Annotated in this window: 26 protein-coding genes and 1 tRNA gene; 5 read left to right on the plus strand and 22 right to left on the minus strand. The window is 54.0% G+C overall.

From position 1 onward, the window contains the following. The first annotated feature begins 120 nt into the window (after window positions 1-120). Window positions 121-1,107 carry a tyrosine-type recombinase/integrase gene (locus AC1RSM_RS07405; RefSeq protein ID WP_492930948.1) on the plus strand — a complete coding sequence of 329 codons (987 nt, stop codon included), beginning with the start codon at window positions 121-123 and terminating at the stop codon, window positions 1,105-1,107. On the opposite strand, the gene AC1RSM_RS07410 is transcribed toward AC1RSM_RS07405, so the two are convergent. The 20 genes from AC1RSM_RS07410 to AC1RSM_RS07505 all read right to left on the minus strand — a co-directional run bounded on the left by AC1RSM_RS07410 (window position 1,090) and on the right by AC1RSM_RS07505 (window position 17,287). Continuing rightward, window positions 1,090-1,785 (minus strand): hypothetical protein, encoded by a 696-nt coding sequence (locus AC1RSM_RS07410; protein ID WP_492930950.1) that lies wholly within the window; start codon window positions 1,783-1,785, stop codon window positions 1,090-1,092. The genes AC1RSM_RS07405 and AC1RSM_RS07410 overlap by 18 nt on opposite strands. 766 nt (window positions 1,786-2,551) lie before the next feature. Further along, on the minus strand, window positions 2,552-4,147 hold the full coding sequence (locus AC1RSM_RS07415) for a hypothetical protein (protein WP_492930952.1): 1,596 nt from the start codon (window positions 4,145-4,147) through the stop codon (window positions 2,552-2,554). Window positions 4,148-4,220: 73 nt separating this feature from the next. Beyond that, on the minus strand, window positions 4,221-4,877 hold the full coding sequence (locus AC1RSM_RS07420; RefSeq protein WP_492930954.1) for a baseplate wedge 1 family protein: 657 nt from the start codon (window positions 4,875-4,877) through the stop codon (window positions 4,221-4,223). Then, window positions 4,877-6,328: a hypothetical protein gene (locus AC1RSM_RS07425; RefSeq protein ID WP_492930956.1), complete on the minus strand. Its 1,452-nt coding sequence runs from the start codon at window positions 6,326-6,328 to the stop codon at window positions 4,877-4,879. Before AC1RSM_RS07425 ends, AC1RSM_RS07420 begins: the two co-directional genes overlap by 1 nt. A gap of 11 nt (window positions 6,329-6,339) precedes the next feature. Then, the gene (locus AC1RSM_RS07430; protein ID WP_492930958.1) at window positions 6,340-6,702 is read right to left on the minus strand and encodes a contractile injection system sheath initiator; all 363 of its coding nucleotides are present in this window, start codon (window positions 6,700-6,702) and stop codon (window positions 6,340-6,342) included. Next, window positions 6,702-7,373 carry a Gp138 family membrane-puncturing spike protein gene (locus tag AC1RSM_RS07435; RefSeq protein WP_492930960.1) on the minus strand — a complete coding sequence of 224 codons (672 nt, stop codon included), beginning with the start codon at window positions 7,371-7,373 and terminating at the stop codon, window positions 6,702-6,704. The genes AC1RSM_RS07430 and AC1RSM_RS07435 overlap by 1 nt, the downstream gene beginning before the upstream one ends. Then, window positions 7,370-8,281, minus strand: coding sequence for a phage protein (locus AC1RSM_RS07440; protein ID WP_492930962.1), 912 nt, complete (start codon window positions 8,279-8,281; stop codon window positions 7,370-7,372). Before AC1RSM_RS07440 ends, AC1RSM_RS07435 begins: the two co-directional genes overlap by 4 nt. Further along, the gene (locus AC1RSM_RS07445) at window positions 8,265-8,594 is read right to left on the minus strand and encodes a phage baseplate plug family protein (protein WP_492930964.1); all 330 of its coding nucleotides are present in this window, start codon (window positions 8,592-8,594) and stop codon (window positions 8,265-8,267) included. Before AC1RSM_RS07445 ends, AC1RSM_RS07440 begins: the two co-directional genes overlap by 17 nt. Beyond that, the gene (locus AC1RSM_RS07450; RefSeq protein ID WP_492930966.1) at window positions 8,591-9,157 is read right to left on the minus strand and encodes a phage baseplate protein; all 567 of its coding nucleotides are present in this window, start codon (window positions 9,155-9,157) and stop codon (window positions 8,591-8,593) included. The genes AC1RSM_RS07445 and AC1RSM_RS07450 overlap by 4 nt, the downstream gene beginning before the upstream one ends. A gap of 73 nt (window positions 9,158-9,230) precedes the next feature. Continuing rightward, window positions 9,231-11,138, minus strand: coding sequence for a tape measure protein (locus AC1RSM_RS07455; RefSeq protein WP_492930968.1), 1,908 nt, complete (start codon window positions 11,136-11,138; stop codon window positions 9,231-9,233). A gap of 142 nt (window positions 11,139-11,280) precedes the next feature. Then, complete coding sequence (locus tag AC1RSM_RS07460; RefSeq protein ID WP_492930970.1) at window positions 11,281-11,760, minus strand: phage tail assembly chaperone; 480 nt, start codon at window positions 11,758-11,760, stop codon at window positions 11,281-11,283. Beyond that, window positions 11,760-12,188, minus strand: coding sequence for a phage structural protein (locus AC1RSM_RS07465; RefSeq protein ID WP_492930972.1), 429 nt, complete (start codon window positions 12,186-12,188; stop codon window positions 11,760-11,762). Before AC1RSM_RS07465 ends, AC1RSM_RS07460 begins: the two co-directional genes overlap by 1 nt. A gap of 78 nt (window positions 12,189-12,266) precedes the next feature. After that, entirely contained in the window at window positions 12,267-13,625 is a 1,359-nt protein-coding gene (locus AC1RSM_RS07470) for a DUF3383 family protein (RefSeq protein WP_492930974.1), read from the minus strand. A gap of 98 nt (window positions 13,626-13,723) precedes the next feature. Further along, window positions 13,724-14,197 (minus strand): phage neck terminator protein, encoded by a 474-nt coding sequence (locus AC1RSM_RS07475; protein ID WP_492930976.1) that lies wholly within the window; start codon window positions 14,195-14,197, stop codon window positions 13,724-13,726. 180 nt (window positions 14,198-14,377) lie between these two features. Further along, entirely contained in the window at window positions 14,378-14,626 is a 249-nt protein-coding gene (locus AC1RSM_RS07480; protein ID WP_009459904.1) for a hypothetical protein, read from the minus strand. Next, entirely contained in the window at window positions 14,623-15,003 is a 381-nt protein-coding gene (locus AC1RSM_RS07485; protein WP_492930979.1) for a hypothetical protein, read from the minus strand. The genes AC1RSM_RS07480 and AC1RSM_RS07485 overlap by 4 nt, the downstream gene beginning before the upstream one ends. A gap of 13 nt (window positions 15,004-15,016) precedes the next feature. After that, a complete protein-coding gene (locus AC1RSM_RS07490) occupies window positions 15,017-15,340 on the minus strand; it encodes a hypothetical protein (protein ID WP_492930981.1) in 324 nt (107 codons plus the stop codon). 7 nt (window positions 15,341-15,347) lie between these two features. Then, on the minus strand, window positions 15,348-16,055 hold the full coding sequence (locus AC1RSM_RS07495) for a replication protein P (RefSeq protein WP_492930983.1): 708 nt from the start codon (window positions 16,053-16,055) through the stop codon (window positions 15,348-15,350). After that, window positions 16,039-16,836 (minus strand): phage replication initiator YdaU family protein, encoded by a 798-nt coding sequence (locus AC1RSM_RS07500; RefSeq protein WP_492930985.1) that lies wholly within the window; start codon window positions 16,834-16,836, stop codon window positions 16,039-16,041. Before AC1RSM_RS07500 ends, AC1RSM_RS07495 begins: the two co-directional genes overlap by 17 nt. 259 nt (window positions 16,837-17,095) lie before the next feature. Next, entirely contained in the window at window positions 17,096-17,287 is a 192-nt protein-coding gene (locus AC1RSM_RS07505; protein ID WP_492930987.1) for a helix-turn-helix domain-containing protein, read from the minus strand. An 81-nt stretch (window positions 17,288-17,368) separates the two neighbouring features. On the opposite strand from AC1RSM_RS07505, the gene AC1RSM_RS07510 reads away from it, so the two are divergent. Beyond that, a complete protein-coding gene (locus tag AC1RSM_RS07510; protein WP_492930989.1) occupies window positions 17,369-18,058 on the plus strand; it encodes a LexA family protein in 690 nt (229 codons plus the stop codon). A gap of 94 nt (window positions 18,059-18,152) precedes the next feature. Here the strand turns inward: AC1RSM_RS07510 and AC1RSM_RS07515 are convergent, their stop codons facing one another. Further along, window positions 18,153-18,419: a hypothetical protein gene (locus AC1RSM_RS07515; protein ID WP_492930991.1), complete on the minus strand. Its 267-nt coding sequence runs from the start codon at window positions 18,417-18,419 to the stop codon at window positions 18,153-18,155. Between the two features lie 121 nt (window positions 18,420-18,540). On the opposite strand from AC1RSM_RS07515, the gene AC1RSM_RS07520 reads away from it, so the two are divergent. The 3 genes from AC1RSM_RS07520 to AC1RSM_RS07530 all read left to right on the plus strand — a co-directional run bounded on the left by AC1RSM_RS07520 (window position 18,541) and on the right by AC1RSM_RS07530 (window position 20,516). Next, window positions 18,541-18,861 (plus strand): YdcA family protein, encoded by a 321-nt coding sequence (locus AC1RSM_RS07520; RefSeq protein WP_492930993.1) that lies wholly within the window; start codon window positions 18,541-18,543, stop codon window positions 18,859-18,861. 334 nt (window positions 18,862-19,195) lie between these two features. Then, window positions 19,196-19,274, plus strand: a tRNA-Ile gene (locus AC1RSM_RS07525). Between the two features lie 897 nt (window positions 19,275-20,171). After that, window positions 20,172-20,516 (plus strand): hypothetical protein, encoded by a 345-nt coding sequence (locus AC1RSM_RS07530; RefSeq protein ID WP_492930995.1) that lies wholly within the window; start codon window positions 20,172-20,174, stop codon window positions 20,514-20,516. A 167-nt stretch (window positions 20,517-20,683) separates the two neighbouring features. On the opposite strand, the gene AC1RSM_RS07535 is transcribed toward AC1RSM_RS07530, so the two are convergent. Next, on the minus strand, window positions 20,684-20,857 hold the full coding sequence (locus tag AC1RSM_RS07535; protein ID WP_492930997.1) for a hypothetical protein: 174 nt from the start codon (window positions 20,855-20,857) through the stop codon (window positions 20,684-20,686). Between the last annotated feature and the right edge of the window lie 577 nt (window positions 20,858-21,434).

Genomic DNA, 21,434 nt, shown 5'->3' on the forward strand with positions numbered 1-21,434 from the left:
CCTGATAAATCGGGCTCACGCCAACAGATCAAAATCAGTCAAACTCCGCCGTCCAAGAGCTGACTGTAAAAAAGCACAGTTGAACTAGCCAAGCAGATCGCCTACAAGACAGATTTACTTATGAATGCCACCCGCCAGCGCCGCTTGTCCCGATTCTGCCCTTCTCTGGCAGAAGCCCTGGAGCGATATCTGAATGAGGTGTCATCGCTCAAGAAATCTGCTTATCAAGAGCGATCCTTGACACGCGCCTGGAGCAGTACACTGCTTGCAAATCGCAATCTGGCCCGCATCACGCCCCTGGACTTGCAACGAATTCGAGACGAGTGGATGCAAGACCGCGCACCCGCAACGGTCAACCGTCGGATGGCACTGCTATCACATCTGTACACCGTAGCCCGCAAAGACTGGGGCTATAACTGGCTGGCCAACCCGGTCCAGCTAATACGGCGTCCGGCAGTCAACGATGCTCGTGATCGCCGCCTGTTCAACCAGATCCGTCTTTATGGTCTCAGCCCTGAAGAGTGTCCGCGCTCAGAGATCGAATGGATCTTGAAGCACACCCGTTCCAGCTGCCTGCCTACGGTGGCAGCTCTGGCTGTAGAAACAGGCATGCGTCGTTCGGAGATCGTGACGTTGACGCGTGAGCAAATCGATCTGACTCATGGTGTCATCACTTTGCAAGACACCAAGAACGGGGATAGCCGCTATGTCCCACTAACGCCCTTTGCGCGCGATGCCTTACGTAAATGGCTAGTCGGCAAACCACTGCGAGGCCGTATTTTTGATGTCACGCCTGGCTCCATCAGCCGAGCCTTTGCCCGCGCCCGCCTGCGTGCCCGCAAAGCTTACGAAGCACTGTGTCGTCAATACAGTCGCCGTCCTGTACGTGCCTACTTTCTTGACCTGCGATTTCACGACCTACGCCATGAAGCCACCTCTCGCTTGGCCGATGTCTTCCCCGCCCACGAGCTCGCAAAAGTAACGGGGCACAGAGACACCCGCATGCTTCAGAGGTACTTCCATCCGCGCGGCCGGGACTTAGCCCAGAAGCTGATGCGCAGCAAACTGGGCCGAAACCAAGCAGATCAACTACGCCTGCTTGCTTGAAGCAGGCCAAACCAGCAGCGCAATGGCTTCAGCCGTCTCTGCTGCATCCAGCTGATCGCGCAGACGCTGCCGCACTCCAATGAACTCTTGAGTCACTGCGAGAAACGCATGCACCTGAGTCAGCGCCTTCTGCCGCATTTCTGTGGCAGGGATGCCGCGTGCCGCGGCAATCCCATCCAGATAAGGCGTAGGGACCGATGAGTCCGCAGACCAAGCCAGCACCTCAGATTGCTGTAGAGGCCAGGTCAAACGCTCGGTGGCTGGATAGCCTGTGGTCAAACCCAGTACAGCCTGCTCAAAGCCGGCATTGATCACGGCCAGTTGCTGTTCACGCAACTGATCCAAAGTGGGAGCGGCACCAGGTAGGGGCTCAACACTCAACCAGGCGGGCAAAGCGCCAAGCCCATCGAAGATTTCGCCAAAATACGATTGCCCCAAGGTGTAAGGGCCCTCTGGGGTATACAGCGAGAGATGACGGTTATCGTCAACCACTTGCCATTCTCCCGTACCTGGCTCGCCGTACTCCAAAGCCTGAGCATCAACACGCGATACCCAACGCACGACCTGCCCTGCCGGAATAGTGCTGGGAGGAGCAACGGCAACATCACCAAAGCCCTTGCCCTCATAAGGCGACTGACCATTGAGGATGCCATGAACATCAGTTTGAAAATTAGGCATAAAAAACTCCTGGCCACATAAGTGGCATAGAAAAATGAATAGGTGGCTATGGGACTGCAAATGCGAGGGGTTTAGGTACCAGCCAAATTGAGAACTTTAAAGCCCACACGCACTTGGCTCCGACTCCGCAGGGTGACACCGGCAGTCGGTACTTTATTTATGGCTCTCCTGTCGATGCCTACGACTACATAGAGCCTGGCGGAACGTTGCCCACCGCGTCTACTGGTGGGGCAGAAACCAGGCCAGTCAACGTCGCATTGTTCCCCAGGATTCAGATTTGAATACGTGGGTGCAGCGCGACGTTCACTGGCCGGTTCTCATTTGATGTCGGTACCACTTTAGAGGCATCAAATGTTAGCGTCGTTCCCTGATTGAGACCGCTAGAGTTTGAGGAGCCGGGCCCATATGCATATCCCAAAGCGCCCCATGAGCCTCCCCAGCTATCGCCGTGATCACGCCAGTTTCCGTTGCTATATCCACCAGTGATGTTTCTGATCGCGTCGGTCTGAGTTGAGCTCAAGGGTCTCGCATTTGCAGTCAAGTAGCCACCTTGTTGCAAATGCGAGGGTGCTCGGTTCGTGGCAGTGTCAGCAGTTGGCTTCGTACGATCACATGTTGCCAGCCAATACCTTTTTGATGCACACGGTGATCTGCTGTTCAACTCGGAATGCAGGCAAAGATTTGTGTCAAATAGAGCTTCCCGACCCGTACATACAAAAAGTGGAACCGAAACAAGGCCGATAAACGTCGCCCGTCACCCCAGGATTCAGATTTGAATGCGTGGGTGCAAAGATGTATTCAAAGGCCTTGTTTCTAGGTCTTGAGTAGGAAACATGGAGCTAGACAACTCTCCTAGAGAGCCTACCGCGTCCGCACCGACAACGGATGTTTCACCACCTGTTGGGTCAAAGCCCGAGGATATCCAAGTTTGTATTGGATGCATGCGGGTAGCTTCAGTTTGCCTGCTGCCTAATACCCTCGCATTTGCAGTGTCAGCGTCAGTTCCCGTTGCACGGATAAATTGGTCACGTAAATCAGGTAAGCGAAAACTGCCTGCGGAGACCTTAGCAAACACAAACGCACCCTTCTTCCAGTTCGCCGGAGCGACCACGTGGCCATTCGCTTCAGCCCAAGCAACCAGAGCCAAAAAGCGAGCGTTTGTAGGAGCGACCACTTGGCCAATCGCATCTACTTCATCCACTCGTGCAGTTGTGGAAGTCCCCCACACAAATCGGCCTACGTTCAAGCTGGCGTAACCGGTAAACGTACCAATTGTTTGCCACTGCAAAAGCTGTTGCCGGTCCGTTACGTAAACGACGGGGCCGACGTTCGTTTTAGGTGCCGTCGCATAAGTCGGGATGATGGCCGACTGATCTGCTTTGGTCGCAGGATCAAAGTTTTTGTCGTGCCACAGTTTGCAAGCTGGTCGGTATTCTTTCTTGCCCGAAACCCCACCATTCAGATAAAAATTGTCGGTGTATGGTTCGGTGGATAAACGCAAGCCTGCATTAAGCGTGGTGCCAAAAGGCATGTCCAGAAAAAAGCTACCACCGCCCCAGGTCGTCGCTCGATTCTGGTAATACCAGCCAAAGGGGTTCACGCTATCGCGACCAAACTGCGGCGCGGCAGTAGCACCGCCCAGGCCATAGTCACCTACTGCCAGGCCACGCTTCCAGGCGCCGTATTCGCCGGAGCGACGACCACGCCAAGCCAGTTCGCCATCAAATGAAGCGTAGATCTGACCGCCACCCGATCCAGCCTGGCGATGCACTACGACCCCTTGGCTAGTAACGCCCGCTGGCAGGTTACTGGCCGCACCTTGTGCATTAGGCACGTAATACATGCCCGCACCGACAGCCAGAACACCCAAATTCTCTGCTGGCCATACATCACTGACAGGATCCGCGCCCGAACTTCCCAAACCAAAAGCGCCTACGGTCAGAATTTTCCCTGCAGTCGTATCTCGAGCTGAGGACTGAAGATTCAGGCTCAAGCCAAAAGGGGTCAGGGTTTTTGTCTTGCTCGTGCGGGCGGCCGCCTCTGCATCTGTGGCAAATGCCGCCAAACCCTTTTTAGCAGTGGTGGCATCAGGAGTCACTGCCGTCAGCAACTTGTTCAGGCCCAGCAGGTCATTAGCGCCGATGGTCACCTTGCGTGCATCAGCAGCCTGTTTGAACTGCCCCCACAACCAGGCGAACTTTTCATCGTTAAGCTGTTGAAGCTTGTTGAACTGCTCCACAGAGGGTGGAGTCGAGCCAATGAAGGCCCAGCCCAACTTGTATTGATCGTCCTGGAGATCAATGATGCCGCCAGTCTGGCCCCACTTGTATTCAAAGCCGGAATAGAAATTTACTACTGCCATTTTCACACCTCATAAAAAGACCGTCCGAAGGCGGTGGCTACCAACACGCGTGCGTTGTTGGCCGTATTGATTGTCAAATCACCCGTGACAGCATCCCGACACCAAAGCCATAAAAGCCTTGACTGGAAAAGCCAAACGGTTTGTCGTTGGAACCCGTGATTATTTGGACACCCACCCCAGCCGCGGCCGGTACCCATTGATAGGGGTCTGCCATTAACGGGTTATCAGGACCGGGCAAGGCGCTGATCCAGATGTGGAGCTTGGCATTGCCCACATCCTTAATGCGAACCTGAGAAACCTCAAAAATGGTCTTTAATGCAGCGGCTATCTCGGGGGTCGTGCCGTGCCCATTGTTGACAGCAATCTTCCAATACAAAATTCGCCGATACTCGGCATCGAGCAGTTGGGTCGCCCCCGATGTCTGGCTTTCGTGCTCACGTCGGAAGCGGGCAATGCCAAACCCCAGTGTGGCTGGCTGCCCCTTGAATCCAAAAAACTGAACATAGACAGAGTTTTCGATTTCGCGAGACTGCCCAACAATCTCCCCGACTCCATCCAACTGGCGGCCGACTGCGATATCCAGCCAGCGCTCATCATGCAAGGCCTTGAGCTGATGGTGCTGGAGTGGTGCATACAGGGCACGTACCAAAGACTCCAGGCGAGCAGACCCACCGTATTGGTCCAGAAAGTGCCCCCAGGCAACATCAGCATGATTTTGTTCAAGGTTCATTACTTCACCTCAATACGGCTGGCATCAAAGACCGCTTTTTGCGCATCACCAATTTCGATGTTCGCGGCTTTGTAGTCACTGACACGCGGAACAAACTTGGGATCTGTGGAGTGGGCCAGTTGCAGGTCCACCTCGGCAATGCCTTTAGTGCCGTAAATCAGGCAAAAGAACCGTTGATGACGCACGTCCTGCCCGATGGTGTGATCGGCACCCGTAGCAAGAATGGCTCTTTCAATCTGCCCAAACCCATCAGGCGGAAACGCCTGCTCATCAACAGGTAACAGCGTGACTAGTGCGCGCACCCAGACATACACAGCCTGTGGCCGGTCAAACTGGATAATCTGTTGCCCCTCGGCGGTATCGAGCACTTTGGTGATAGCCCCATTGGTATCAATGCCCCCGCTCTTGTAGCGGTAGATAGCTTGGGCGATATCCTCATCAATCCCCCCGTCCACCACCACATGTACGCTATGTGGCTTGCGGCCAGCTGCGTCGATCACATCGCCGGTGTTATCAAACACCCGAATGTCCACAATGCCAGCAACCTCGTTCAGCACGTTTGGACCAATGCTGGGCAAGGTGCCAGCACCGAATCGAAAAACCCCCAAACGATAGCGAGCACGCAATTGCGCATCCGTTTCGCGTTGATGTCCCACTGCGCCCTGGTGCAAGTTAGAGACCCGCTCCCAACCAGGCACCAAGGTCACGATGGAGTCCAGATCCCCGGGCTCGGTGACTTCACCAATAGCGTCGACTGTCTCGGCCAGAACCGGTGAACCCACCTCGCCCAAAGACAGATTGCTACTTAACTGAATGCTGACAGCTGCCGTAGCCACAGACACAAGACGAATTGCCGCGCCATCACTGGAGACCTGCAGGCCGCTTGGAGACAACGCTGCCACTAAACCGGCCAACACGGTGCTAATCGTGGCACCCGCTGCACTGAGATAGGTATAGGGCTCCCCATCTATCGTCACCGTATAAGTAGCAGAGGATTGAACTGCAGGCACAATGCGCACATCGGCGGCAGCAGCTGCAGCGATTGTTATCTCTTGCATCGTCTGCCAGATAGTTTGTGTGCTGCGGTGGCGAATCTGGGCACCTTGAGCAATCAGCGTTCCTTGCCGCCCATAGGCGACCACGTAGACCCGGCTGCGCTCCGCCTTCAAACGTTTCACCCCCGAAAACGACACAGCACGATCCAGCGAGGCGCCACTGGCCGAGCCGGGATACATGGCGTAGTACACCCCCTCGCCCATCTCCCACAACGCAGCCTCGCGCTCGGCAAAGGTATCAATCAGCACCCCCGTCACCGAGTCGGGGCGGGTTTCAATATCGTCGGGCAGACCTCGCGTACGCAGGTTGCGGCGCAAGTCCTCTATGATTTCCATCCGGATTTCAGGCAGGCGCGGGCGCACGAATCCCTCCGGAGTTACACCGTAATCAGCCATGTTTTTAGATCCTATTGGGTGACGGCGACCGTAAGCAGGCCCGCGTCTGTTTGAATATCAGGCAAGGTAATCCGGGCACGACGGGCGACTGCATTCAGCTCGATCTGAACCATGGGTACGACCGTCACGCCAGGTATGGCACGCACTTTGGCGCGCACAATGTTTTCGATCTCAGCCCGGTTAGGCGTCTTGACCATAATTTTTTCCAAATATGGAACGCCCCAGGTCTGGTCCAGGAACCACTCACCCAGAAACGTCAGCAAAGTCACCGTAATCTGCTGTCGAATACGGTCGGCACCGCCAATCAGCACCAAGTCCTGTTTGGATGACAAGGCTAGATCATGTCGACCATTAAGTTGTAGATCCCAGCTCATTACACCGGCCCTCCTGTATTGCCACCACCAGCTTGAACTCCGCCATGACGGTGGTCCGAACCAATATTCTTTCCGTTATGCGTAAGCTTGCCGCCATCAAAGCTGGCACCACCGCTAACACTGATTGAATTGCCAGAACCTCCCGAACCAGCCATACCGGCGGTATAGGTTAGCAAGCCATTAATGGTGACTGGACTGTCAAAGATAGTTTCCTCAGCAATCACATGCTGGCGAGGCACGCGTACCGTCAAACTGCCATCTGGCGCCAGTTTCATTGATCCCGGACCATACTGAATTGTCAAATTCTCAGTATCAGCAATCGGGCCGGGCCGCATGACCGGCGTTGCGAAAGCATCACTCAAATCGAATTGCCGTGGGTCGTCAGGAGCTTGATCCGAACCCGACAACCAGTTTTCCAGGCTACGTTGAGAAAAGTGCAGAACAACTGGGTCACCTGGCTTTAAGGGCACCGTGATCATCGCTTGGCCGCCATCGGCAATCGGCCAGCAAACGGGTACCGCTATGATCAAGGGTGGAGCTAAAGCCTGTCCGTTTGCCAACTGCTTAGGCAGAGCCGGTCGGGCTGTTACTGTTTTGCCGTCATAGGCTTGAACAATGCCTGGCAGACATACATTGATGTCTGACAAGACCGTGTTGATGAACTGGTTCATGATTGATCCTTGTCGTTGGGTGCTACCTGACGATCAACCAGCTCGATCGCAGTCTGCCAGTGCCCGGACCCAGCCCAGTCACCCGTGTGCCTCAGGCTCTCCACCCGAAACCAATCAACCACCAGGCGGCTTTCCAACTTAAGCAGATCACCTGGGTTCAAACTGGGCAATAGCAAAGAAGTCACTCGCCAACCATCTGCTTGCTGACGCTCTGAACCCACCGGCTTGACGGTGCCATCTTTACTGGCCGACTTCTCCCGAGCACTTTGACGCACCCGTTCAGGGATGCCCACCAGACCGCTATCGGCAGCTAATACCACCCCTTTTCGGGGGGTTGTCCCGCAACGGGCCAGCACCTGCAACTCGCCATTTTGAATGGAGTATTCCAAGCCGGTTCCTTGAACCACCTTGTGCAGGGCGACCCGCGCAGCGCCGTAATAGCTAAAGCCGTTTTGCCACACACGATCCGGAACATCTTCAGCCATCACCAGTTGTAAGCCCATCTGCTTGGCGATGTCTTCCACAATCAGACGTGCTCGCACGCCAGGTCCACAGCCCAGACTAACTACCGTATCGCGGATCTGCGCAAAGCCATCCAGTACTTCCAGCTCCGTAATGATGTCTGAACCACTAAATGAGCTAGCCCCCTCCAACACCGTTCCGTAAGCCAGTAGCAAAGCGCCATTTTCTTGACCATAGCCCGCGTAAAGGGCAGCTACATTGTCCGGCTCGACGATGGCCTCACGAGTCTGAGGGCTCAAATTCCAGATACTGATCTTGATCTGGTTTGGAGTCTCGCTGGTGTCCTTGCTTACATCAAACTTGATGCGCAAGGGCGGCACGATCTCTATGCCCTTGTGGCCTGGACGCCCTACGACAAGCCGGTACACTCTATCGAAGCGCGTCATATTCTTGCCTGCTCAAATAGTAAAAAATGGCCTGTTTCGTCAGGAACGATTCCCGCCCCAACTGCAGGTTTTCATCTTGAACATGAACCAGAAACTCTCCGGCAGGAACCTTCAAGTGCCTGAATTGATCCAGCAAAGGAGTGTTGGGGACCAACACTACGCCACTGAGCACGTCCCGGCTTTTGGCATCCTGTATCCCCAACACCCAGATCTGGGCCTCACTATTCCAATCGACGCTTAAAAAATAGCTGGCGCCCTCCAAGCTGGCTTCCATTACCGAGCTGTTCTGATCGGCCAAGGCAATTTCAATCATGTCGCCCTCCCCGTTTGCGCCGGCAGCCCCGTTGATGACACACTCGGCGCGGTCGTATCACTCACTTTCCCCCCTGCTGCGCGCGTCTGCCCTGCCTTCCCCTGCACCGATGGCTCGACTTTGTCAGCGGGGATATCGACTTCACGCAACTGAGCCACCGTAATTTTTTGAAAACTGCAATCCAAGCTCAGTTTCTCACCATCGTTTGTGCGCGCAATGCTGGCTTTGGTCATCGCGTAGTCCTGATAGATATCTGTCCCCGTCACGATAGTGATGGGCTGCCGCCGTTCATGGATCTGGCGCAGTACATCTTTGGCTGCAATCAGCTTGGATCGCCCGCCACCGAAGAAGGTATAAATGCTGGCCGCCGTAATCACACCCGTCAGACTCAAGCTTTCTGGACTTTGTGCGATGTGGTCCGAGATCACCGAACCATTCTCAACAGGGTATTGACTGACACTGGAGGACAGCTCCGTGGTCTCTGACAACAAGGCATCCAGTGGAATACTGCCCAGCATGCTTTGCTTGCCAGCCAGGTCAAACAACAAGGTTACAAATGCCATGATGAGCACCCATAAAAAAACCGCCTCATGGCGGTATATCTGCATTGAAACAGTCAAGGAGAGCAAATAGCCCTTAAGGCGCTGCCTCAGCATTTGGAACCCCGAAACCCAGGCTTCCTGTTCGTGGAGTAGCTAGACTCGGGGCCTGCGCCATCCCTTTACCGACTGCCGCCGAAATCGCTGCAGGGTTATCCTGCGTAGTCACATTGACGGTCATGGTTCGGTTATCGCTATATTGCCCCCCTGCTTGCTTACTAGCAGCTGGAGCAGGAGCTTCAAATCCTAAAAAATTCTTGACGCTATCCATAGACGGCAAGCTGGGAATTTCCGGCACCAAGGACGAGAAGAAATCGCCTACTTTGGCAAACTGCTCCTCGAACCAATCAAACATGCGAGTAAAGGTAGCTTTGATCTCTACCCAGGTTTGCTCAGCAGCAAGCACGAAGGTATCCCAGAACTCTTTCGCAAATGTGACGATCTCTTCGCGATAGCTGAGTAGCAAGGCAACCAGGGTGACAATCAGTGCCGGAATACCTCCAATCAACATAACCAGGCCTACTACTACCGTTGCAATGCCGCCCCATTTACCCAGCCAGTCATCCAGCGTGTCAGCGCCACCGCCCAGCAAGTCCTTCACCCACATCAAAGCCCCACTGACAGCATCTATTTCTGCTTGCCACTGTTCGGAACGACCAATAATTGAACCCAGTATCGAATCGCCTCCCTGAAACCACGCCATGACATCTTGGACGACCAAACTGATGGCTTCCACAATGATCATCCAGCGCAAGAAAGGACGCACCGCAACCCACAGCTCGCGAGCAAAAGCGCCAGCAACTCCTACCAGGGCACGCAAGCTTTGAGTCAGGGATTGGCTGTTCCCCAACAGGCCGACCATGCCCAGCTCCAGTTTGCGCAGGCCATAGGCCATCCCGACCAACCACAACAGATGCACAATCTTGCTGAGGTGATCGCCCAGCATCTTCAAAGCCGCATTCAAGGCCGTCACAATGCCGGTCTGCTGCTGCAGCTCGCCACTCACCCGGGCCAGCTTGTCCGAGAACTGCGTCAAGGAGCTGGACAAGGAAACAGGTAGCTTGGCGACTTCCTGGCGCATTATTGTCAACTGGCTCACCAAAGCAGTACCCATCAGATCCGAAGTAATCAGGCCTTGCTGCGTAAGCTCGAACAGGTTCTGACTGCTTACCCCCAGAGAGGGGTTAATTTCATTCAGTCCCTTAATCAAGTGCATCAGCATGCGCTGATTGTTGACCAACATATTCTGAAAACCCTCTCCGCTCAGCCTGCCTTGCACCAGGTCCTGAGCAAACTGAGTCAAAAATACGCTGGCCTTTTGCGGATCTGCCGCGCTAGCTGTCAACGACAAGTTAGCTGCCTCAACAAGATCCAAACTGTCCTGAGTGGTTTTCCCCTGGTTTTGCATCACCGAGTGAATATTCAGAAAAAAATCAGCACTGCTGGAAAATGGCTGACGGGCCTGCTGAGAGTCCGTTCTAAGACGTTCATCAATGAGCTGCTTTTCTTGCCCGCCATTGGCCACTATCGACAGTCGTGCCTGAACCTGATTGAATTCATCTCCGGCCAAGAGAATATCTTTGACTGTATCCAGTCCCAAGCTTTTTCCTACCGCCGTTTTGACGGCCCCCGCCCAAACGCCGATTTGCTTTTCCACACCAAACGAAGGTGGTGGGGACGCGACTGGTCTGGGCTCTCCCAGCACAGCACGCCCCCCTACTGGTACACGAAAGCCACGTGCGCTCTCACGCACAGCCAACTGCACATTTTGAGCTGTTTGTACCAGCGCATTCAAGGCACGACTTTGCTCGATAGACTGCTTCAGTCCTTTCACAAAATCGACCGCATCCTTTTGAATGCGCTGATACGACTCCGCATAGACTTTCAAATCGGACAAGTCCACCGGACTGCGCATCATTGCGACAATTTCACGAGCATTAGTCATTACTTATTCACCGTGCGTACTGCTTCTAGAGCAGCGGCCTCAGCGTCCATAAGGTGATTTAGTTTGATCAAATCCAGCAGTAAAACGTCCCGCCGGCGAATTTCGCCGACGGTAACTTTGCTAGCCATTACAGGACGCCAGATTAGAAACTCTCGTTCGATTTCTGGCCGATAGCTCCCAACGGGCTTGCTGGCAGTTGGCTCAGGTCCAGACCAGAACGGCTGAGCCAACGCCCTAAAGGGGCGGCGAAATTCACCTTCAACACATGGAACAAGAGTTCCAGAATATCGGTGAACTCCTTGAATGCCATGGCGCGTGCTGCTGCATCCAAACGCATGTCTCGACCATTAAGCGAGACAGCAACAGAATCCGCATGGATCAAACGATCGGTCCAATGCTTCAACTGTCGCCCGCTGAGCTTTTCAGACAGCTTTTCAATGGCCCCCGTCATCAACACCTCGCCCTGCTCTGATTCTGCACCCAGGCTCAAAGCCAGCAATTCACCAATGGCTGGCAAAAGATCTTTTTGCAGATCACCAAAGACTTCCAAAGCCTCGAAAGCGTCCATGGGTGTGATCAAAAAGATGGTGTCGTTAACAACAACCTCGACAGGGCGAGCCATTAATCATTCCCCCCGTTGTTAAAGCCGCCCACCGCCTCCAGCGTCCATTCGCGGTTGCCAATACCCTTGCCGAAAGTCGCACTCGCCTTTTTCTGTACCCATGCGGTGCCGGTAAACAGAGTGCTGCCACGCAGGTCCGTGATCAGAATTGGGAAGGCACCTGCCCCACCCGACAGGCGGTCCACATCGCACAAGGACGACAAGACATCATTGGAACGGCTGGTCTGCTGCAGAGTGATCTTGATCGTATGACGCGGGTCATGATTGACAGAGCGAGACACATCACCGTACACGCCCACTGAGCTGGTCACGCCCTCACTAAGAGGCTCAATGCTGATGAAAGTGTCATCAGCAGGGCCCGTGAGGGTATGAGCACCCAAGACACATTTAACTTGCTTGGAATCGTAGCTTTTCAATTCATATGCCATTTCAGGCTCCAAAAGAAAAAAAGCCCGGCGCAGGTCCGGGCCGGGTTCATTGCAAAAGAGGGTTAAAGCTAGCCCTGATTAAAGGGAGTAGCTCAGGCTGCCCTTGATTTCAGACACGTGAATAGCGCCAGCCAGACGAGCAGTGAAATACACGTCGCGCAAGAGGCGGTTAGCCTTGTCGTTAAACGGCACCTGGCTGCTGCGCGGCAAGCTCAAGGTATAGCTGGGCACGATACGATCGTTTTCATCCAGTTCTTCAGTAGCAATACCGCCACGTCGCACATTCAGATCCAGCGGGGCACGGATCGCATTGCCAATCATTTGAATGCCGTCATCCGTAAAGGCCACCTTGCCATCGGCGTTGATCATGGCCGACACCACCGACACTTTGATCTGCTCCACAAGGGCATCGCGCAAGCGAATCACATCAATCCACTCGCCCGCAGCCGTCAGGCCACCCTGAGTCACTGCAAAGTTGCGGAACGGCTCGAAAGTAGAGAAATTCTTGCCATGTGCCACTAGGGCCTGACCTTCGGTCAACTCGTCATAAGCAATGCCGGCCAGTTTTTTCAGCGCCCAGGTTTCCTGGCCTGGGTAATAGGTGAACATCGACGACATCAGTGCCGCCTCCGGGTATTGGGTGGCTGCCGTCGCGCTGTAGACACCAAAGCTGCGGAAGTACTGATGAGCCTGCAACTGACTGGCTAAATCATCAGTCGTCTCCGGATCAATGATGCCTGCATCGGCCGACGCCGTACCGAACAGTTTCTCGTTGGATTCAGTCCAGGCAGCGGCAGCCAGAACGTCCTCTTTATCTCGGCTGGTAATGACCAGGCCATACCAGTTAAAGGGACTGTTCGCGATCGTCGCCAGCGCCTGGGTGACCGTTTCGGTGCCAGCCACAACTTGCATGGCCAGATTACCTTGAGGCTGAACCGCCAAGGCCGTGCCTGACGTTTGATTCGCCAGTGTCACGGTGTCCTCTACGACGTTGGCCGTCACGGGTGCAGATGTCTGGCCAATCGCCGCTGCCAAACCCGTCGCAACATCGGCTACTGTATCGGCTTGCAGGGCTTTGTATTCAACTTGAGCATCCAGTTGCTGGCCTTGCTCGTCACGCCAGCGCAGCTGTACACGGTAAAGGGCATCGCCCACCGCACGAGTCACGGCCAACTTGACCTGGTCCACCTGACGACGGCCAATAAACACTTGTCGCACGGCAGGAATCTGCGCAAAGGCGTCACGAGCGGCCAAATACAACGGATCGGTATCCAGCAAGCCCAGATCCAGCAGCTCATCAGCACCAGTAATGCTCATAGCCCGCGCCGTGGACAGCACATGGCTGCCCAAAATCAGCATGTCGGAAAAAGATTGTTCATTAATTGCAGTCGTACGCAACGCAATATCTACGTTGGCGATCCGAGATAGTTTTGCCATGGGTGGCTCCAAAAAAGAAAAAAACCACCTGGATCGGTGGCTAAAGCGATAAAAAACGCGTTGAAAGAATCAGACCCTTTAAAGGCCTGCTCTGCGGCTCAAAAGGGAACGGGTCCCTGGTTCACTTCTACAAACTCAATTACCTGCACGTCATCATCCATGCTGACCGTGTACAGCACATCCAAATCCATGCGACAGTGCGCTTGCCCCAGATCCGTCTGATCTTGCTCAAGCTCTAAACGCAAGGCACGCATGACCGAGATATTTAGCTCCTCGCTCAAAGCTTGCAGTGGCTCGGACTCCAGCGCCAGTTGCACACGTTCCAAGAGGCTCCAGCTATCGGGGGCAAAGCACTGCAGCTGAACGACGGCCTGAACATGAGCACTGACACGTCGAACACCTGCTTCGCTCACCTGTCCATGGTGGCTGGGGCCTGGACGTGCCTGTGTTAAGGAAAAAACAAAATAAGGCATCGCGGGCAACTGCCCCTCATCGACAGGACCGCGAATCACCGGATACGGTTCAGCTGCTTTGGCGATCAACGTATAAAAATCTTCTTGGGCATTGCTCATAACGGGACTTTCCTTAGCCTTGCAGTCAAAACCAAATGGCTGATCAGGTGAACTAGAAAAACGCAAATTCGCATCGGGCGACAGCCATAAAAAAACCCCGCAGCGATTACTCGCTCGGGGTTGTTTCGTTTGCATTGGACGCAACTTTGCACGCCCATTATTGCAATTAGCCTTGCAGATTCATAGCGGACCATGTTGCAGACTGCAACGCCAGGCGTAAAAGGCGGAGGTTTCGCCTTCTTTGATCTTGTCCACCTGCCCGGAATCCTGCAGCTGCACCAACACGCGCTTGACGCCTTCACGCATTGCATTGCGCTGGGCGGTGGACAGCTCCATGCCTTTGCTGACGTGCCGCACAATCTGGATCATCCGGAACTCTCGTCCCGGATAGGCCGCTAACAGGTCAATGACTTCAGCTGCGTACTTCACCGCAAAATCTCCTTTTCTACTGTGCTTCTGAAATCCGTCAAGTGACGGCGGTAGTCTTCGTCGCGCAAGATGGCACCCGTGACTTGCTTGATCCAAAGGCGCGCGGTGGTCTGACGCTCACTGGCACTTAAATGGCCGTACTGCGCATTTTTACGGGGATACTCGGCCTGGATGACCATGGCTTGGTAATGCGGCAAGCGTTGGTACAGGGCATCCACAGCTAAAGCGTGGTCCTGATGAATAGGCCGGAAGTCTTCTTGCCAGGGAACGTAGCGTTCCATATTACCCACGGTCTGCCCGGACCAGCACCAACGTGCCCAGTTCCATAACAAGTCGTCGCCGCTTAAGCCTTGGCCTTTGTCTGCTCGTGTTGTCATGATGTATTCCTCCTTAGACCTGACGCACGGCAATGCCGTATATCCCAAAAACCAGCCATGCTTTGACCTCTTGGGCCCAGGCCCTTGGCCTTCTACAGTCCTCCAGCACGTAATGGCCTGTGCCGTGATCCCGGTAAGCAAAATCAGCGATGTAGTATTGCCATTCCCTTGGGAGTAGACGGTTAAGGGGACTTTGAACCAAGCTGAATGAAGGCTGTTTAATCAGCCCGCTGATCCGGCCAGCGCGCTGCAAAGCCTGTAGCTGTGCATGGCGGGTGTTATCTGTCTGGCTCGTGGCCAAACGATGCGCTTGTTGAATGCTTGCGATTGGTGTCATGGCGCTCTTACTCCTTGCCCAAGGCAGCTTTAGCCATTTTTAGGACGGCCAGTGAACGCTCTTCGGGCCGCTCCAATATCCGGTTCGCCCATACGCGCGGATCTTTCCTGCTGTCGGTCGTAATCACTTGCGCCAGGTCCCGCACTCGACGCTGCCCTTCACGACGCCCTTGCTCTTTGTCTTCGGGTGACGCCAGGGCCAGGCATGGCAGTGGGATCTCAGGCCATTGGCCTTTGGCCAGTTGATCTCCCAAGGCTTTGTGCCAGCGCTGCTCCAGCTGTGTGTACGCCAAGTTCAGCAAATCAAACTGCCCAATGCGAACCGCAGCGTAATAAATCGCCGGGTGGGACCATTCCCCCTTGTCTCCCCTTGCCCGCGCCTGCATGCCTCGCACGGCTTGAAAGAAGGCGGTTTCCGGCTCCAGCTGAGGGCGGCAAGCCCGCAAGAACTCCGGCAGGCTGGGGGGCCAGTCAAACATGCGCCGACAATTCTTGATTCCTTGCGCCACATCGGCAGGCAACACGCCTTCTTCATCAAAAGCTTCAGACCAAGCCTGCTTCCAATCCTCGATGGCTTGCTTGTCACGGAAATTGGAGCGAAATTTATTCGGATAAATACCGTTGAGCCGGTTGTACAAATGGTCCATCAGGCTGATCCCCTCCAGCTTGGCGTGACGCTGCAACCAGGGATTGGAAAACTCAGATATCGATGACATCGTTCACCTCATCACGTTGCCGATGACGATTCACGTAGGCCAAAGGGTCAAAGCTGGAAGACTGTCCGGTTCGGGCGTCCTGCCGGCCTTCCAGCCAGCTGGCTTTACCGCCTCGCCAGCCACGCAGCATGCACTCAGCCAGAAAGTCATCCACGCTGTAGCCCAGTTCCAAGGCCCGATGCGCTTCTGCGCCCAGACGGTTAAAGGCGGTCTGCGTCAAGGGGGCTTTGATCTCGCGACGGTGACGCAGGTAGTCCGCAAAAACATCGGGGCTTGGCTCACTTGGCCAGGCAGAAAACTCCAGGGCAGGCGCCTTGCGACGCATACTGCTTTTATCTGTTGCTGTGTCTGTTTCTTTATCTACTTCTTTATCTGTCTCTTTATCTAGCGCGTTACCCGGCCGTTTCGGTAACGTTACGGACGCGTTACTGTCATCGCTACCGTCATGCTCCTGCTTTTTCTTGGCTCGAAAACGCGCAACTCGCTCTGCGCTGCTATCGGATTTCATCTGGCGCTTATCCCAGGCCAGGGGCTGCAAGCTGTCTTGACCAATCAGGCCCACTTCGCTCAAACGGCGCACCACATCGTCCAGGGTGCGCATGTCCAGGCCCAGCTTGACGGCCACTTTGCGCAGCATCAACGGATCATCGTTGTCCAACACGCCCTGCCCTTTCAGGCATAACAAGGCCACGTAATGCCACCTGTCCTCGAAAGCCAGCAGACGCAATTTTTCGTCGTCCACCATCTCTGTGTAAGCGCGAAACCACGGCATATTGCTCATAGGCCCGCTCCACACCGTTCCGGCCAACAACTGCGAGCTCGAAGCCGGTTTTTACTGGTTGTTTTCATGGCACCCTCGCCTAAAGTGCTGGGCGACCGTATTCCATCATTACGATGGGATCGCGCAGCAGGATTCCTGGCCCAAGCCGGCCAAAACCATCCGATTGATATGCAATGCCGCAACGGCACAAGAATCGCGTCACCCCATGACGCGGTGTGTCTGCAAAGTCCCACCCTAAGACAGGATGTTTGCCCAATGCTTAGATGTTTCTAAATTTATCTTTAGGTGCTGGGGCAGGCACCACCGGGTTCATGTGATGGAAGACCAGTTGCCATACCCGAGGTATGACACCGGCCTTCTCCCATTGAGAGATACGGCCTTTGCTCAAGCCAGTGATACGCAATACGGCTCGGCGACCGCCCATTTCTTCGATGATGTGTTTAGCGTTCATGCATTGAGTATAGATAGTTCTAAACGTAAAGAAAAGAAATATCTAAACCTATGTTTAGTTTTTTCTTGTTTTAATGGCGCAATGGATATTTACTCGATTCGCCGCAGAAACCTGCAACGCCTGATTGATGAGCGCGCCCACGGCAACGCCGCTGACTTTGCGCGCTCAAGTGGTCGCACTCGGGCACAGGTTGCCCAGTACCTGTCGACCACCTACAACGGCGGTCGCAGCATAGGTGAGCGAGTAGCACGAGCGATAGAAAAAGAAGTGGGCCTGGACGCGCATAGCCTGGATCAATTGGGCTACAACTACGGCGCCAAGCATACGTTTGACGCCAATGTTCAAGACGCCATGATGGGCGAGCGGCGCATTCCCCTGCTGAACTATGTGCAGGCGGGCGTATTCCGCGATCCCGGCCAAAACTTTACTTTCGAGGAAGTGGAGTATTTGCTGACGGACCTGAGCTTGTCAGACCGTTCCTTTGCCCTGCAGATCAAGGGCGATTCCATGCTGCCGGACTTCAAAGAAGGCGACCGTATTATTGTTGATTGTGAATTGACGCCCCGCCCCGGGGACTATGTGGTCGCCAAAAATAGCGAAGAAGAAGCAACCTTCAAGAAATACCGTTTGTTATGTATTGATGAAGGTGGGCAGGAGATCTTTGAACTAGTACCGCTGAATGAAGACTACCCCTCGATTCGCAGCGACCAGCACGCCATTGCGATCATCGGCACCATGGTGGAGCACCGCAAATACTATCGACGCAACTAGATCCTGCTTGACGGTGTAGACCTGCAACTGCCTATAAAAAAATCCGATCAAGGTAGCGATGGGCCGATTTACTGCTCGGCCCCATCGCTACGCTTCAACGCTTTTTGAGTTCTCTATCCACCGTTTCCATCCAGGCCTGATCGCAGGGAATGCGTTGTCGCGGCTCTTTCCCATACAAACGAATGTGGACTACCCGGCACCATTCACGCGAACCGTAATCCGGGCCATGCCCTTCCCCGTCTGATACGGATAGTCTCTGGTCTACTTTTTCCATCCAGGCTTCGCTGCCAACTTCATCGTTGATCGTGGCACCTTGGCACGCGGCTAGCAACAGCATGGGAACAAGCATTAAGATTCGCATGACACAACCTACCGATTAAAAGCCTCGTTTATAACAGAGGCAAAAATAAACACGAGTCCCAAGACAGGCTGCTGCCCAGATAGCACAGCAAAACACGGACTCTTAACTATCCGAGACAAGCATGAAATGGCTGTTGCTTTGCGCGATCCTCGCCTTGGCTCCTCTGTCTGCACAAGCAAGAAATACCCCATGTTCAGGTAAAAAAGGCGGCATTTCGCATTGCGAAGGCGACGTTTTTGTTTGCCGTGATGGCTCGGCCAGCGGCAGTAAACGTTCTTGCCCGGCCTATACCGGTTCCGCGGGCGCTACCACACGGCCAGCGCCGCCAGCACTACGGTCGACCAGCAGCTGTTCCTGCTCCACCGGCACCTATTGCACCGGGCCCAGAGGCGGCCGTTACTGCGAGACAAGCACAGGCAGCAAGCGCTATCAACGCAAATAAGCTCAGCACGCCCGGCTAGCAATTACCCCTTTTAGCTTGGCCAGGAGGGCAATGCCGCTGGCCATAAGCACCATGCCCGTCAGGGTCTACAACCACCGACCCACGAGGGGTATACACCGCACAGGCGGACAAAACCGACACCATCACCAAGCACACCAGGACTTTCATGGTTTCTCTCCAATAACAGACGTGCTTATTTTGCTCCCGGGCCTAAGAAGCAGGTGCTACCAATGGCGAGTAAATAGTGACAATCTGCCAAACCAGCCAAGTCCGGCTCTCACCGCTTGCGAACTAGGCACAAACAGGGACTTTATGTAATAATTGCGGACTTGTTGCCCCTCTAGCTCATGCTTGGTTAGAGCAGCGGACTCATAATCCGTTGGTGCCGTGTTCGACTCACGGGGGGGGCACCAGAACTCCTGCGGGTTTCATTGGATTTTTGAAGCTCGCGCAAAATAGCAGTGACGGGAGATTTTTGACCTCCCAGCACATTGCCCGCCTTAGAGCGGGCTTTTTTGCGCCCTCAGCCAGGAACATCTGTCGACCCGTTAAGCGCTAAATCGCTGTTTTTTATACAGTAATTTTCCACACTTATCGCACGAGCAGCAGTGGCTGGCTGCGCTGAGATCGTTAAGTAAGGCTTCAGAGAAAGTGCGACCTTCCCCACCAAAATAGAAGCTCAAGAATGGGCATCCAAGCGCGAAGCTGAGATTACAGCTATGCGCGGGCTGGCAAGGCTATCCGCTGTACGTCGTTGCGCCACATAGGCTCCTGTCAGCGCTGTATTTATACGGTGTTTTCGATTAATAAGAACCCATTCGATTAAAGCTACTCTGAGGTCGCTTATCAGCGACTGACCTCAACGAGATATTTTTCAATGAAGCGGCGCTGCTTTTCATTTAGTGCCCAGTTCCTTTCCGAAATAAAAACTGACCAGCTAAAACTGGTCGGAGATACTAAGGCCTAACAGGTTTCCATCGAAAGAGAATGAGGCGATCTTCGTCGCGATCAATTGGAAAAGCAAGTGCCGTTGCTGAAGAAAAACCATTAAGTTCGAGGCTCTGCAATGGGGTCTGCCTTGTGACACCTTAAGCATCTACCGCCCCCAGACTGGGCAGCCGCCTTGCCTTGTGCGTCCTTATGTCACCAACTAGCTAATCAGCACGGTAGCCAATACCTGGGCCCAGATTAATGGATACGTCACTATCCATTACATTTTTAAAATCTATTTTTTCCTAACATAATCTAGTTCATGAGCCGTGAGCTTCCTTCATACTGGAACACAATACTATTCTGACGGAGAACTAGCGATGACACCCAATAGAACCGCTGTAAAAAAACTTCTCACCTCGACAGAGCTAGAATTATTTGATGTGGCGCACTCTCCCACAGAAATAGAAAAACTCACCAAGCCACAATTACGAAGCATGCTTGAGCGCAGCCGCAAGCTACGTGATAAGTACCGTGACCTTTACCGCCACCAACGACTCGCCATACGCTCGGAACAAGGGGGAAAGGATGGTGCAACCGGTAACGCAAATGAACGAACCAGTCAAAAAGAAGAGCTTATGGCTGAGGTCGTTACCAAGTTTGAATCTCGCATGACGCACATAGAATCCGCTGAGGATGTAGAGTTCGCCAAAACACAAGCATAACGAGCGCTTTCGCTTCAAAACAAAGCCCACTGATCTCTCGATTAGCGGGCTTTTTTCAAAAACTATAGGCACAGTTGTACGCGCTGATACAGTCCCGATTTGCGCCCCGCTTTCCATTGATACAAGGCAGAACCGCCATTCATTGGTCCAGGACCGTTTGAGCTGACCTAACCCCTTTCTTCCAGCTTATCCAGTGCACGGCGTACTCCTTTACGAACACGCTCCCATTCCTTGGCGTTTTCTGGACGGCCTTCAACCGCATGGCGCACGATCTGAATCATTGTGAAGGCCCGATTCTGATCCACTGCCGGCAGATCAATCGCCTTCGACGCATACTTCACTGAAGTACCTGCTTCTTACCTTGGCCCTTTAGCTTCGTAAGCGTTTGAACCGCAGCTCTGCCGCTCGCTGCGTGAACGGCACTTTCACTTCCCGCCTGTGCTCCACTCAATCCGCCTAAACATCAGCTGACAAGCCGTACGGCGGTTCGATACCAACTCCGTCTATCGGCATGGTTTTTTCTACGCACCCATATTGGATGGGGCCTTGAGGCTCTCCGGGGACAAATGCTGTGGAGATCACGGTGTACACCGCCTAGCGACAAGTGCGCTGCTGTGAAGGTAACGTTCCAGTCTCAATCATCACTTCGACACTTGAGGCCAGTTGCTCCAACACGTACGCCTCAAATCCCGAGTTGGTGTGCTTTTCCCCTTCCCTCCTAGGTCAACATCAAGCAGGTGATCAAGCGGCGCCAAACCCGGAAACTACTCCAGCCCAAACCAGTTTCCGCAGGATATGCTGATCCCACAAAGTAAGCATCAAAGCAGGCTTGATGCCGTCCCCGGCCAGCTCATGATGGATAGCAATGCCTTTGTTGTTTAGAGAAAGCCTTCAGGCATTGAAGAAATGGTCGAACTA

This window comes from Alcaligenes sp. GW821-FHT11D07 (assembly GCF_058808495.1).

What these genes read in the sequence shown, in the direction of transcription:
- AC1RSM_RS07530 (WP_492930995.1), top strand. Translation starts at nt 20,172, where the DNA reads ATGACACCCAATAGAACCGCTGTAAAAAAACTTCTCACCTCGACAGAG.
- AC1RSM_RS07495 (WP_492930983.1), bottom strand. Translation starts at nt 16,055, where the DNA reads ATGTCATCGATATCTGAGTTTTCCAATCCCTGGTTGCAGCGTCACGCC.
- AC1RSM_RS07490 (WP_492930981.1), bottom strand. Translation starts at nt 15,340, where the DNA reads ATGACACCAATCGCAAGCATTCAACAAGCGCATCGTTTGGCCACGAGC.
- AC1RSM_RS07440 (WP_492930962.1), bottom strand. Translation starts at nt 8,281, where the DNA reads ATGACGCGCTTCGATAGAGTGTACCGGCTTGTCGTAGGGCGTCCAGGC.
- AC1RSM_RS07515 (WP_492930991.1), bottom strand. Translation starts at nt 18,419, where the DNA reads ATGCGAATCTTAATGCTTGTTCCCATGCTGTTGCTAGCCGCGTGCCAA.
- AC1RSM_RS07455 (WP_492930968.1), bottom strand. Translation starts at nt 11,138, where the DNA reads ATGACTAATGCTCGTGAAATTGTCGCAATGATGCGCAGTCCGGTGGAC.
- AC1RSM_RS07410 (WP_492930950.1), bottom strand. Translation starts at nt 1,785, where the DNA reads ATGCCTAATTTTCAAACTGATGTTCATGGCATCCTCAATGGTCAGTCG.
- AC1RSM_RS07520 (WP_492930993.1), top strand. Translation starts at nt 18,541, where the DNA reads ATGAAATGGCTGTTGCTTTGCGCGATCCTCGCCTTGGCTCCTCTGTCT.
- AC1RSM_RS07460 (WP_492930970.1), bottom strand. Translation starts at nt 11,760, where the DNA reads ATGGCTCGCCCTGTCGAGGTTGTTGTTAACGACACCATCTTTTTGATC.
- AC1RSM_RS07420 (WP_492930954.1), bottom strand. Translation starts at nt 4,877, where the DNA reads ATGAACCTTGAACAAAATCATGCTGATGTTGCCTGGGGGCACTTTCTG.
- AC1RSM_RS07470 (WP_492930974.1), bottom strand. Translation starts at nt 13,625, where the DNA reads ATGGCAAAACTATCTCGGATCGCCAACGTAGATATTGCGTTGCGTACG.
- AC1RSM_RS07450 (WP_492930966.1), bottom strand. Translation starts at nt 9,157, where the DNA reads ATGGCATTTGTAACCTTGTTGTTTGACCTGGCTGGCAAGCAAAGCATG.
- AC1RSM_RS07475 (WP_492930976.1), bottom strand. Translation starts at nt 14,197, where the DNA reads ATGAGCAATGCCCAAGAAGATTTTTATACGTTGATCGCCAAAGCAGCT.
- AC1RSM_RS07425 (WP_492930956.1), bottom strand. Translation starts at nt 6,328, where the DNA reads ATGGCTGATTACGGTGTAACTCCGGAGGGATTCGTGCGCCCGCGCCTG.
- AC1RSM_RS07445 (WP_492930964.1), bottom strand. Translation starts at nt 8,594, where the DNA reads ATGATTGAAATTGCCTTGGCCGATCAGAACAGCTCGGTAATGGAAGCC.
- AC1RSM_RS07500 (WP_492930985.1), bottom strand. Translation starts at nt 16,836, where the DNA reads ATGAGCAATATGCCGTGGTTTCGCGCTTACACAGAGATGGTGGACGAC.
- AC1RSM_RS07415 (WP_492930952.1), bottom strand. Translation starts at nt 4,147, where the DNA reads ATGGCAGTAGTAAATTTCTATTCCGGCTTTGAATACAAGTGGGGCCAG.
- AC1RSM_RS07485 (WP_492930979.1), bottom strand. Translation starts at nt 15,003, where the DNA reads ATGACAACACGAGCAGACAAAGGCCAAGGCTTAAGCGGCGACGACTTG.
- AC1RSM_RS07405 (WP_492930948.1), top strand. Translation starts at nt 121, where the DNA reads ATGAATGCCACCCGCCAGCGCCGCTTGTCCCGATTCTGCCCTTCTCTG.
- AC1RSM_RS07435 (WP_492930960.1), bottom strand. Translation starts at nt 7,373, where the DNA reads ATGAACCAGTTCATCAACACGGTCTTGTCAGACATCAATGTATGTCTG.
- AC1RSM_RS07510 (WP_492930989.1), top strand. Translation starts at nt 17,369, where the DNA reads ATGGATATTTACTCGATTCGCCGCAGAAACCTGCAACGCCTGATTGAT.
- AC1RSM_RS07465 (WP_492930972.1), bottom strand. Translation starts at nt 12,188, where the DNA reads ATGGCATATGAATTGAAAAGCTACGATTCCAAGCAAGTTAAATGTGTC.
- AC1RSM_RS07430 (WP_492930958.1), bottom strand. Translation starts at nt 6,702, where the DNA reads ATGAGCTGGGATCTACAACTTAATGGTCGACATGATCTAGCCTTGTCA.
- AC1RSM_RS07505 (WP_492930987.1), bottom strand. Translation starts at nt 17,287, where the DNA reads ATGAACGCTAAACACATCATCGAAGAAATGGGCGGTCGCCGAGCCGTA.